General features: G+C 37.1%; 9 protein-coding genes. 8 read left to right on the top strand and 1 reads right to left on the bottom strand.

Annotated elements, in window-relative coordinates; translation table 11 throughout:
• The first annotated feature begins 47 nt into the window (after nt 1-47).
• The 6 genes from HOY35_RS08330 to cydC all read left to right on the top strand — a co-directional run bounded on the left by HOY35_RS08330 (nt 48) and on the right by cydC (nt 8672).
• A complete protein-coding gene (locus tag HOY35_RS08330; protein ID WP_172212294.1) occupies nt 48-1070 on the top strand; it encodes an NAD(P)/FAD-dependent oxidoreductase in 1023 nt (340 codons plus the stop codon).
• Between the two features lie 117 nt (nt 1071-1187).
• Nucleotides 1188-2537, top strand: a complete 1350-nt coding sequence (gdhA, locus tag HOY35_RS08325; RefSeq protein WP_172212292.1) for an NADP-specific glutamate dehydrogenase — start codon at nt 1188-1190, stop codon at nt 2535-2537.
• Between the two features lie 239 nt (nt 2538-2776).
• Nucleotides 2777-4189 (top strand): cytochrome ubiquinol oxidase subunit I, encoded by a 1413-nt coding sequence (locus tag HOY35_RS08320; protein ID WP_172212290.1) that lies wholly within the window; start codon nt 2777-2779, stop codon nt 4187-4189.
• A gap of 2 nt (nt 4190-4191) precedes the next feature.
• Nucleotides 4192-5217, top strand: coding sequence for a cytochrome d ubiquinol oxidase subunit II (gene cydB / locus HOY35_RS08315; RefSeq protein ID WP_172212288.1), 1026 nt, complete (start codon nt 4192-4194; stop codon nt 5215-5217).
• A complete protein-coding gene (cydD, locus tag HOY35_RS08310; RefSeq protein ID WP_172212286.1) occupies nt 5210-6937 on the top strand; it encodes a thiol reductant ABC exporter subunit CydD in 1728 nt (575 codons plus the stop codon). The genes cydB and cydD overlap by 8 nt, the downstream gene beginning before the upstream one ends.
• Entirely contained in the window at nt 6924-8672 is a 1749-nt protein-coding gene (cydC, locus tag HOY35_RS08305) for a thiol reductant ABC exporter subunit CydC (protein ID WP_172212284.1), read from the top strand. The genes cydD and cydC overlap by 14 nt, the downstream gene beginning before the upstream one ends.
• 16 nt (nt 8673-8688) lie before the next feature.
• Here cydC and HOY35_RS08300 read toward each other — a convergent pair whose 3' ends face one another.
• Complete coding sequence (locus HOY35_RS08300; protein WP_172212282.1) at nt 8689-9669, bottom strand: polyprenyl synthetase family protein; 981 nt, start codon at nt 9667-9669, stop codon at nt 8689-8691.
• Between the two features lie 103 nt (nt 9670-9772).
• Between HOY35_RS08300 and HOY35_RS08295 the strand changes: the two genes are divergently transcribed.
• Together HOY35_RS08295 and HOY35_RS08290 are read left to right on the top strand one after the other, a co-directional pair.
• Nucleotides 9773-10675: a prenyltransferase gene (locus tag HOY35_RS08295; protein WP_172212280.1), complete on the top strand. Its 903-nt coding sequence runs from the start codon at nt 9773-9775 to the stop codon at nt 10673-10675.
• 224 nt (nt 10676-10899) lie between these two features.
• On the top strand, nt 10900-12693 hold the full coding sequence (locus HOY35_RS08290) for a heavy metal translocating P-type ATPase (protein ID WP_172212278.1): 1794 nt from the start codon (nt 10900-10902) through the stop codon (nt 12691-12693).
• Nucleotides 12694-12751 lie beyond the last annotated feature (58 nt).

Below are 12751 nucleotides of genomic sequence, written 5' to 3'. Positions count from 1 at the left end.
GTAATTGAGAATGATTCTCAATAAAAACAGGACTCTGAGGAGGGCAAATGGTTAATAGCGAAGTATATGATGTTACAATAATCGGCGGCGGACCAGCGGGCTTGTATAGCGCTTTTTATAGTGGCTTACGAGAAATGAAAACCAAGCTGATTGAATATAATCCATTTTTAGGTGGTAAATTAAATGTCTATTCAGAGAAGGTAATTTGGGATATTGGCGGGCTGCCTCCTACCAAAGGTAGTCAGGTAATTACTCAGTTAGTAAATCAAGCGAAAACCTTTGATCCAGCAATCGTTTTAGGCGAAAAAATTGTCTCTATTCAAAAGGCAAATAATATTTTTAAATTAATAGCTGAGAGTGGCAATATTCACTTGTCTAAAGCGATTATTATTGCTGTCGGTTCAGGTATTTTAAAGCCAACCAAGCTGGAAGTAGCTGATTTTGAAGACTATGAGTCAACAAATTTATGCTATAAAGTTGAAAATCTGGAACAATTTCATGGCAAGCATGTTGTTATTTCGGGTGGTAGTAATTCAGCAATTGATTGGGCAAATACGCTTGAATCAATTGCATCAAAAGTAACTTTGGTTTATCGTGGTCAGGCACTAAGAGGGCACGAGGCAGAAGTAACTAAATTACTAAATAGTAGTATTGAATGCTATTTTAATCATACAATTGACCAATTAGTACCGACGAGTGACTCAGCAAGGATTAAAACCCTTATTTTAAAAAATCATGAATTGAACGCAGTAACAGAGCTGGATATGGATATTTTAATCGTCAATCATGGCTATGATCGAGAAAATGTTTTAATTGAAGAACCAATTTCAGGTATTGAAATAATTGATAACCACTATTTTAAGACGGATGCGGGCTGTGCTACAAATATTTCAGGCATTTATGCTGCCGGTGATATTTCATTGCATGACGGGAAAATCAATTTAATCAGCGGGGCTTTACACGATGCGCTTGTGGCGGTGAATACGGCAAAAACCTATATTGATCCGCAAGCAGAGTCTCATGGTATGGTGTCAAGCCATCATGATGCGTTGCAGGCAAGATCAAAATAAATATCATTTTTAAATTAAATAATTAATTTTACTTGTTAATAAATATTATCAGTTATAATGAAAAGAGTGAGTAAATAATTTTATATTTTATTATTAAATAAGAGAAGGGATCATTTTATGACAGCAGCTGAGCAATTCGTAGTTCAATTAAAAGAAAAAATCCATAGTAAGGACGGTAATCAGCCGGAATTTTTACAGGCTATTGATGAGTTCTTACCAACAATTATACCATTTTTAGAAAAGCATCCTGAGTATATTGAAAAAAATATAGTAGATTTGATTACTGAACCAGAACGCATTATTCAGTTCCGTGTGCCTTGGCAAGATGATGAAGGAAATTGGCAGGTAAACCGTGGTTTTCGTGTGCAATACAATTCTGTGCTAGGTCCTTATAAAGGTGGGTTACGCTTTCACCCGACAGTCAACCTGAGTGTTTTGAAATTTTTAGGCTTCGAACAGATTTTTAAAAATAGCTTGACTAATCAAGGTATCGGTGGTGGTAAGGGTGGCAGCGATTTTAATCCGAAAGGCAAAACCGATGGTGAAATTATGCGTTTTTGTCAGAGCTTTATGACAGAGCTTTATCGCCACATCGGACCTTCTTTAGACGTTCCTGCAGGAGATATTGGTGTTGGTGGTCGTGAAATTGGTTATTTATATGGCATGTATCGGCGTCTAGCTGGTTCTAAGCAAGGTGTTCTAACAGGAAAAGGCCTTGATTTTGGTGGCAGCTTGGCACGAACAGAAGCGACTGGTTATGGCTTGGTTTATTTTGTCAAGCATTTGCTGAATGATTTAGAGGATTCTTTTGAAAATAAAACAGTTCTTGTTTCTGGTAGTGGTAATGTGGCCATTTATGCAATTGAAAAGGCACAGGCTTTGGGGGCGAAGGTTATCACTTGCTCTGACTCGTCAGGTTATATTTATGATGCTGACGGTATTGATGTTGAATTATTACGTGAAATCAAGGAGCAAAAACGTTTACGCTTAACTGCCTATCGCGATGCACGACCATCTTCAGTTTATATTGCTGGCGAGAGTGTCTGGAGCTATAAAGGACAAGCGGATATTGCCTTGCCTTGTGCGACACAAAATGAAATTGAAGTTGAGCACGCGAAGCAATTAATTGAAAATGGTGTTAAAATTGTTGGTGAGGGTGCCAATATGCCGACGACCTTGGCCGCTGTTGCTATTTTAAAAGAGGCGCAGGTTGCCTATTGTCCTGGTAAAGCAGCTAATGCAGGTGGCGTGGCTGTATCGGCTCTTGAAATGAGTCAGAATAGTCAACGATTAAGTTGGGATTTTGAAACCGTTGATCAGCAATTGGATGATATCATGCATGCGATTTATCGTAATTGTCGTGATACAGCGCTTGAATATGGTCAAGGTGCTGATTTACTTGCGGGTGCCAATATTGCCGGCTTTAGCAAGGTGGCTAGCGCAATGCTTGCCCAAGGTTTAGTATAAATTATCAAGTCAGAATGATATGACTGAAAAAGAGAGTTAGCATCTCGCCTATCTCTGTTCAGTCATACTTTCTGCCTTTTTATTTTGCCAAAAATAATCGATTTTCTTTGAGAAAATCAACTCAAGTAGTATAATGAATGTTGGTTATTTATTATATACATTTGTTATTTTAATTCAGAGGAATAGCAGGATATTTTTTTGTTATTATAACTTTTGTAATTTGAGTTGGAGGAATTATTATGGATATTGTAACACTTGGTAGAATCCAGTTTGCAATGACAACAATTTTTCATTATTTCTTTGTACCGTTTTCAATTGGAACCGCTTTATCTGTTGCCGTCATGGAGACGATTTATGTTGTGAAAAAAGATGAAAAATTTAAAAAAATGGCAAAATTTTGGGGGAATATCTTCTTACTTAGTTTTGCAGTTGGTGTCGTTACAGGTATTATTCAGGAATTTCAATTTGGGATGAACTGGTCGGATTATTCTCGCTTTGTCGGGGATATTTTTGGTGCACCCTTAGCAATTGAAGCCTTATTGGCTTTCTTTTTAGAGTCAACCTTTTTAGGCCTGTGGATGTTTACTTGGGATCGTGTTAAGCCTGTAACGCACGTTATTTTTATTTGGCTAGTAACCTTTGCTTCTGTCATGTCTGCTTTTTGGATTTTAGTGGCAAATAGCTTTATGCAGCATCCCTCAGGCTACCGTTTAAATAATGGTCGAGCAGAGATGATTGATTTTGGTGCTTTATTAGCCAATCCTCAGGTCTGGTATGAATTTACTCATGTAATCGCTGGTGCGGTAACCTTAGGCGGCATGGTAGTCGCTGGCTTATCTGCATTTCAATTACTGAAAAAGGATGTTAATCGTGAAATCTTCAAATCTTCTATTCGGATAGGCTTGGTAATTACACTTTTAGGCTCAATTACAGTATTAGGTGCCGGCGATGCTCAGATGAAGGCTTTGATTGAAGATCAACCGATGAAGTTTGCTGCGATGGAGGGTGCCTATGAGGATAGCGGTGATCCTGCAGCATGGACCTTGATTGCTTGGGCGAATGAGCGAGAACACAAGCAGGTTTTTGGCATTGAAATTCCTTATATGCTAAGTATCCTATCCTATAATAAGCTATCTGGTTCGGTCGAAGGTATGGATACCGTTAATCAGAAGCTGATTGAACAATATGGTGATGATAAAAACTATTATCCACCTGTTAATACGTTATTTTATAGCTTTAGGATTATGGCGGCCTTTGGGATGCTAATGCTACTGGTCGCAATTTTAGGCTTGTTTTTCACTCGTAAGAAGCATCCAATTTTGTATGAAAAACGATGGATGCTATGGATTTTAGGCTTATGTACATTTGTACCGTTTATTGCCAATACGGCAGGCTGGCTTAACACCGAGCTGGGTCGCTATCCTTGGACTGTTTATGGTTTATTTACAATCGAAGATAGTATCTCACCTAATGTTTCTGCGACATCATTATTAATAACGAATATTGTTTATTTCTTGCTATTCTCTGGTCTAGGAGGCACGATGATTTATTTGGTACGTCGGGAGCTACAAAAGGGACCAGATTATGAGGAATTACAGCTGGCGCACGAAGGAACAGGTTCAGGTGACCCATTTGATAAGGGGGCGTATTAATAATGAGTGGTTTACAATTACTTTGGTTCACGTTGATTGGCGTTCTGTTTTCAGGCTTCTTCTTTTTAGAAGGCTTTGACTTTGGGGTTGGTATGTCCGTTCAGACATTAGCTAAAAATGAGGATGAAAAAGATCAGATTGTCCAAACAATTGGACCAGTTTGGGATGGCAATGAGGTTTGGCTATTAACAGCTGGGGGTGCGATGTTTGCTTCGTTTCCAGCTTGGTATGCGTCCTTATTTAGTGGCTATTACCTCATTTTATTTGCAATTTTATTTGGTCTAATTATTAGAGGTGTATCGTTTGAGTTTCGCCATAAGGTACCAAAGTCGCAAAAGCAGCTTTGGAACTGGACTTTAACGATTGGTAGTTTTATTGTACCGTTTTTCTTCGGTCTCTTATTTACGAGTATGGTCCATGGTATGCCGATTGATGCAAATGGTAATATGAGTGCCAGCTTTGGTGACTATTTTAATCTATTTTCAATCGTTGGTGGTGTAGCCTTGACGCTACTATGCTACCTGCATGGTCTAAATTATATTTCATTGAAAACTGAAGGTGTGATTCGATATCGTGCCAATCAGTATGCTAAAAGAGCCTATCTGGTCTTATATGCCGGTCTTGCAGTCTTCGCTTTACTTTTATTAATGCAGACTGATTTCTTTAGCAAGCATTTAATTGTATCCTTGGTCTTGACTGCCTTGATTGTTTTACTAACTGTTTTTGCTAATATTTCTGTGCTTAAACGCCATGAATTTAGGGCTTTTATTTTAAGTGGCTTAACCTTGGTGTCACTTGTAGCATTACTATTCACAGGCCTGTTTCCAAGGGTTTTAGTTAGCTCAATTAATCCAGATTTTGATTTATTGATAAAAAATGCTTCTTCTAGTCCGTATACTTTGAAGATAATGTCGATTATTTCACTTACTATTTTACCATTTGTTTTAATCTATACTGGCTGGACTTATTTTATCTTTAGCAAAAGAATTAAGCAGCCAGGATTAGCAGAAGGTGTAAATCATGTTTGATAAGAATATTTTCAAGCTGAATGGTATCAAACGAGTTTTTGTTTTGCTTGTGGGATTAGCTATCTCACAAGCCTTCTTTATTCTAGGACAAGCTTATTTTCTTGCATTGGTCATTTCAAGATTATGGTCAGGTCAAGTATTTAAAAATCAAATTAATTATATCTTGTTGTTTTTTTTATGCTATTTATGCCGACATTTGTTAACTTTTTTTCGGGACCGTTATTTAGATGCCTATGCGCGTCAACAGGCTAAGCTATTAAGGACAGAGCTTCTTGAAAAAATATTCCGGATGGGTCCTACCTTGATTCAAAAGCACGGTACTGGTAATGTGACAACAATGCTGATCGAGGGTATTCATCAGGTTGAAAACTATTTGCAGCTAATCCTTGTAAAAATTATTAATATGACTGTCATTCCGATTGTCCTGTTAGTTGGTATTTTTATTTTAGACTGGGAATCAGGTGTTGTTTTATTTTTAGTTTTTCCTTTAATTATTATTTTTATGATTATTTTAGGCTATGCGGCACAAAGTAAGGCGGATCGACAATATCGTACCTTTCAGATTTTATCGAATCATTTTATTGATTCTTTACGAGGCATCGATACTCTGCAAGTATTTGGCATTAGTAAAAAATATGAAAAAAGTATTTATCAGACGAGTGAAAATTTCCGAAAAGCAACGATTAGTACACTGAAAGTAGCTATTTTATCGACCTTTGCTTTAGATTTTTTTACAACCCTATCGGTAGCGATTGTAGCTGTTTTACTAGGCTTACGCTTGCTAGATGGCAATATTTTGTTATTTCCAGCTTTAACGACTTTAATTTTGGCGCCTGAGTATTTTTTACCGATTCGTGATTTTGCAAGCGACTATCATGCAACACTTGATGGTAAAAATGCGATGGCTGAGATGGGGACAATTATTTCAGAACAAGAAGCTGAAATTAAACAAATGCCTTTGCAAAAGTGGTCAGCCCAAGGTCATGCACAATTTAACCAATTGAGCTATCGCTATGAGCAAAAGCTGGCTTTAAGTGACGTCTCCTTTTCGGTTTCCGGTTTTCAAAAAATTGGGATCGTTGGTATGAGCGGCTCTGGTAAGTCGACTCTAATCAATTTAATCAGTGGTTTTTTTCAGCCAACTCAGGGTGAATTTAAAATCGACCAAGTAGCGTTAAAAAACTTATCACAAAAGGATTGGCAACGGCAATTGGCCTATATTCCACAAAATCCATATATTTTTCATAAAACCTTACGAGAAAATTTAGCCTTTTATCATCCAGAAGCGACTGATGAGCAGCTAATGGCTGTGATTAATCAGCTTGATTTGCAAGGCTTGCTTGATGAATTGCCCGCTGGATTAGATACAGTGATTGGTGATGGAAAAAGAAGTTTAAGTGGTGGTCAAGCACAAAGAGTTGCGTTAGCTAGAGCATTATTAGATTCAGAGCGCAAAATTTTATTATTTGATGAACCAACTGCACATTTAGATATTGAAACTGAGCTTGCTTTGAAGGAAAAGATGCTACCGCTAATGGCCAATAAGCTAGTATTTTTTGCAACTCACCGGTTACATTGGATGCATGAGATGGATTATATTTTAGTGCTGGCACAGGGTCGATTGGTCGAAGCAGGCACTTATGATGAATTGCGAGCTAAGCAAGGAGCATTTACGCAATTAATACAGGAAATGCGAGGACATCAGCATGCAAAAAATTAAACTATTCAGGGCTTTAGAGAGTGATTCTTGGATTAAGCCTTTTCTTAAACAGTATAGAAAAACACTATTATTGGCAATTTTCCTAGGCTTCTTAACGTTTTTTAGTGCTGGGGCTTTGATGTTTAATTCAGGCTATTTGATTAGTAGGGCAGCCTCTCTACCAGAAAACATTTTGATGATTTATATTCCGATTGTTTTAACTCGTGCTTTTGGTATTTCTCGCCCCGTTTTTCGTTATATCGAAAGATTAGTCAGTCATAATTGGGTTTTAAAGATGACTTCAAAATTGCGTTTAAAATTGTATCAAGTTGTGGAGCAGGATGCGATTTTTTTTCAACGGCATTATCGGATGGGCGATATTTTGGGCTTATTAGCTGAAGATATTAATCATATCCAAAATTTATATTTAAGAACAATTTTCCCAACGATTATCGCATGGCTGCTTTATGTGTTTATTATTATCGGCCTGGGCTTCTTTTCAGTTTGGTTTGCCTTAGTAATGCTGTTATTATTAGGGATTGTAGTTATTTTATTACCAATGGTTAGCGTGCTGATTAATGGCGCCCGACAAAGTCAACTCAAGCAATTAAAAAATCAATTATATCCTCAATTAACAGATAATGTTTTAGGGATTGGGGACTGGATTTTTAGTCAACGTACTGCAAGCTATCTAGAAATGCATGAGCGCTTAGAGACTGAGCTTCGTCAAACAAATAAAGCAATTCAGTCGTTTAATCGTTTTCGTGATTTTATTATTCAATTGATTTTTGGTTTGATTACAATTTCGCTGCTTTATTGGACGAGTAGTCAATTTATTGGTGTACGAGGTGGAAAAGCAAATTGGATTGCTGCGTTTGTTTTAACTGTATTTCCTTTGATTGATGCCTTTGCCCCCTTATCTAATGCAGCGCAGGAGACCAATAGCTATTCTGATTCGATTCGACGTTTTAATGATTTGCCCGAGATTTCAGCTCGAAAATTGGAGCAATTTAAATTAAAAGCACCGTTTAAGTTAGCTGTTGATCAGGTTAATTTTAAATATACGGTAAATAGTAAGCTAGTGCTTAATCAATTTTCCTTAACGATTAACCAAGGTGAAAAAATCGGTGTTTTGGGCAAGAGTGGTGCAGGTAAGAGTACATTAGCAACTCTTTTACGAGGCGATTTACAACCAACTGCTGGTCAAATTAGTTTAAATGGCGTGCCAACAACCCAGTTTGGAGAAGCGATTGCTGATTATATTGGTGTTATCCAACAAAAGCCATATCTTTTCCATACAACAATTGCGAATAATATCCGCATTGGTCAAGAGACGGCCTCGGATGAAGCAATTATTGCGGCACTTCAACGCGTAGGTCTAGGCTCATTAATTGATTCATTACCAGACGGGATTGAAACCATGGTTGATGAAGCGGGCTTGAGATTTTCAGGTGGGGAACGTCATCGCTTGGCTTTAGCTCGGATTTTATTAAAGGATGTTCCAATTATTATTTTAGATGAACCGACGGTTGGTCTTGATCCGATTACTGAACAAGCGCTATTGGCTACTTTTTTTGAGGTCCTGCGGGATAAAACGATAATTTGGATTACGCATCACTTACAAGGGATTGAATTGATGGATCGTGTCATTTTTATCGAGGCTGGTCGTTTAGTAATGAATGATTCGCCTCAGGCATTAGAAAAATCTAACCCTAAATTTCAACAGCTTAGAGCAATTGATCTAGGATTAGATTAATTAATTGGAAGTTAGGTTAGTAAGGCCTAATTAATAAATCATTAATTAGCTGCTTGAGGTCTGATTTAGCACTTGATTCTGGGAATTTCTCTAGCAGTCTCAGTGCATTATCGGTCAGTGCGCGGGCAATTTGTTTTGCATTGTCAATTCCCCCAAATTCAATGACGGATTGTGCAATTTTTTCAGCATCCTGAGTTGTTAGTCGATGCCCCTTATTTAGTAATGGACTAACAGCTTCGGGATGTGTTTTTAAAACGACGAGCAAGGGCAGCGTGTAGATTCCCTGTGCTAAATCCTCTAGAATCGGTTTTTTGATAATTTTTGTATTACCGACATAGTCGAGAATATCATCATAAATCTGAAAAGCCATGCCAACATTTCTGCCGATACGCTGTGCTGTAAATTGAGCTTCAGCATCCATTTTTGCAAATGCACAGCCTTCAAGACAGGCAAGCGAAAATAACTCAGCTGTTTTACCTTTTATACTTCTAAAATAGGCATTGATATCGGCTTTTTGGTTAAAGCGAAAATGCATTTGATTCAGTTCACCTAAAAGTAGTGCTTTCATCGTTTTAGCATTTAATTCTAAAAATCGTTTTTCAGTCATTGTTTCAATTAATAAATTAAAAAATTCAGTAAATAATAAATCACCAGTATAAACGGCAATATCCTTGCCAAACTGCGCTTGAACTGTAATTGTATTTCTTCTTAAGGGGGAGTCATCAATAATATCATCATGGATCAGTGAAGCCATGTGCAGGATTTCCAAAGAGCTAGCCATTTTTATTCGTCTTTGGTGTTCAAGGTTTTCTTGAGTACCAAGGTAGCTAAATAATAAAAAGAATGCTGGTCGTAAAAGCTTGCCACCGGATTCACTAAAACGAATTAAGGCCTCACGAATGGGTTGATTTTGGATTTTTAATTGTTGATTGATACATTGTTTAACTTCGCTTAAATTTTCTTGAATTTGAGGGTATTTGTCCCAATAAGTAACCATTTGTAAATTCCTTTCAAGTACATATTTATTATTGTACCCTATTATTGAAAAATCTTACTAATTATTTGTATATAATATAAATATAAAGAAATGAGTTGATTAATTGAGTCTTTCAGTGTTTTTAGAACTAGTTGAATTTAAAGCAAAAACGGCAAGTGTGTTGCCATTCTTTATCGGTCTTGTCTTTAGTTGGTATCATTATCAAGCTGTTCATTTGGGTTATGTTTTTATTTATTTTGTCGCCATGTTTATTTTTAATATGGCGGTGGATATGCTGGATAATTATAATGATTATCATCATGCGACTGACTTACATGATTATCGGGAGAAAACGAATATTATTGGTCGGGAAAATATCTCATTGAAATTAGTAAAAAACTTGATTATCGCCATGATTACGATCTCAGCATTATTGGGAATTGGTTTGGCTACAATCGTCGGTTGGCCGTTATTATTTATGGGTATTTATTGTTATTTAGTCGGTATTTTTTATTCGAGTGGGCCTAAACCATTGTCGAGTTTACCTTTAGGTGAGTTTTTTTCAGGCATTACGATGGGGTTTATGATTTCCTTGATTTGTGTCTATATTAATACTTATTCATCTTTTACTTGGGATTTCGGGACGATTTCAGGCATTTTTTTAATTTCTTTACCAAATACTGTTTGGATTGCTAATTTAATGTTAGCTAATAATATTTGTGATTTAAAGGAGGATGAACTGAATCAGCGTTATACCCTTGTGCATTATATCGGGCTTAAAAATAGTTTGAGATTATTTATTGCCTTCAATGTCCTCGCCTTCTTAGCGATTTTAGCTAGCCCCCTGCTTGAGCTTGCGCCATTGACTGTTTTACTGACCTTTTTGATTTTACCAATTATTATTAAACAAATTAATCTATTTATAAAAAAACAAGTCAAAAGGGAAACCTTTATCTGCGCAGTCAAAATTTTAGCACTTGGTTCAGTAGCTCAGGCTTTAACTTATTTTATTGGTATTTTTTTATAATGCTATACTACTATTTTGGTTATTGATTCTTGTATCTCATTTTATAAAATAACATAACAGACATATTTAAGAAGAATGATTATTGCCAGATAGTCGTTTTTTTTTCTAGAAAATTATGATTTAGGCAGCTCCTTTTGATTTTGATAATCATTATCATTTAAGCTTTTGTGGTTGTTTAGTGCAAGAAATTAAAGTATACTTAAAAAAATAGAAAAGGTGGCCTTATGAATCATTCTTTAAAATTTAAAATAACACTAATCGCAGGTGTGTTAGCGTTGATTACAGAATTTATTATGAAACAAAATCGCTTGGCATTTTTGATTATTGCAATAATTGCTTTATTAGTAACCATTTCGATGCTAATAGAAATGGTTAAAACAATTCGAGCCGGTCGATACGGTGTTGATATCCTAGCAGTAACAGCCATTATAGCAACGCTCGTCTTGAAAGAGTATTGGGCAAGCTTAATGATTTTAATTATGCTAACAGGTGGTGATTCTTTGGAGGATTATGCCACTAGGAAGGCTAGCACTGAGTTAAAGTCACTGCTGGATAATTCACCACAGAATGCCAACCAGTTAATCGCTGGTAAAATGGTGACTGTCAAGGTAACAGAACTGACTGTCGGTGATCAGATGGTTGTTAGACCAGGTGAAGTGATACCAGTCGATGGTCATTTGATAAAGGGACAGTCAACTGTTGACGAATCATCTCTAACCGGAGAGTCTAAGCCGATTGAAAAGCAGGTAGGCGATGAGGTGCTATCAGGGTCGGTAAATGGCGAGTCATCGATTACGATGGTTGCTGATAAGAGTGCAGCAGACAGCCAGTATCAAACTATTATTAATTTGGTTCGGGCATCTGAAAATCAACCTGCACATTTTGTCAGAATGGCGGATCGTTATGCTGTCCCCTTTACTATCACAGCCTATTTAATTGCCTTTTTTGCTTGGTTTATTTCAAAAGAACCAATTCGATTTGCTGAGGTTTTAGTCGTTGCTTCACCCTGTCCTTTAATTTTAGCGGCACCAATTGCATTAATTTCTGGTATGAGTCGCTCGAGCCGTAATGGTATTATCGTAAAGACGGGAACAACCTTAGAAAAGCTTTCAGTAGCTAAGACTGTTGCGTTTGATAAGACTGGTACGATTACTAAGGGAATGCTCGCAGTGGAGGCAGTTGTGCCAGTTAGTGGGATTAGCAGAGAAAAGCTTTTAGCGCTGGCGGCGAGCATCGAGCAGGAATCCACTCATATTCTTGCGAAGTCCTTAGTTAGCTATGCGGAAAAATATATTGATTTGAAGCCGGCAGACAATATTGAGGAAATTGTTGGACATGGTGTGACTGGTAGAATAAATCAAAAATGGGTGAGTGCAGGAAAGGCCTCTTATGTAAGTCCAGATGAGAAGGTTAAACCGATGCAGCAGACAACGATTTATGTGTCAGAAGACCAAAAATTAATAGGCTATATTACCTTTTCTGACCAAATACGTGACGAAGCAAAAATGACGATTGCGCAAATTAAGCGCTTAGGAATTGACGAGATTATGATGCTGACGGGTGATCATCAAAGTGTTGCTGACGAGGTTGGTAAAGCAGTTGGTATTCAAACAATCTATGCCGGTTGTTTACCGCAGGATAAGACGAAAATCATTGAAGATGTTCCAAAGGCAAAACGACCAGTTATTATGATTGGTGATGGTGTAAATGACAGTCCATCATTAGTTCGTGCAGAGGTTGGTATCGCCATGGGTGCACATGGAGCGACTGCTGCCAGTGAGTCGGCCGATGCAGTTATTTTAAAGGATAATCTTCAGAAGGTTAGTCAAGTGATTTCGATTTCTAAAGATACGATGCGTATTGCTAAACAATCTGTCTTAATAGGTATTTTTATTTGTGTTATTCTAATGCTAATTGCGAGTACTGGCTTAATTCCGGCTTTATTAGGAGCAGTTTTACAGGAAGTAATAGACCTAGTCTCAATACTTTCTTCCTTACGAGCACGTAAAGATTATTGAACTCCAAAGCAGCTTTTTAATTTGATTAGGATAATTGTTTAAAGCTAGAATATAAAAA

Source organism: Enterococcus sp. MMGLQ5-1, from assembly GCF_013155265.1.
Taxonomy (GTDB): Bacteria; Bacillota; Bacilli; order Lactobacillales; family Streptococcaceae; genus MMGLQ5-1.
This window is presented reverse-complemented; position numbering and strand designations above follow the sequence as displayed.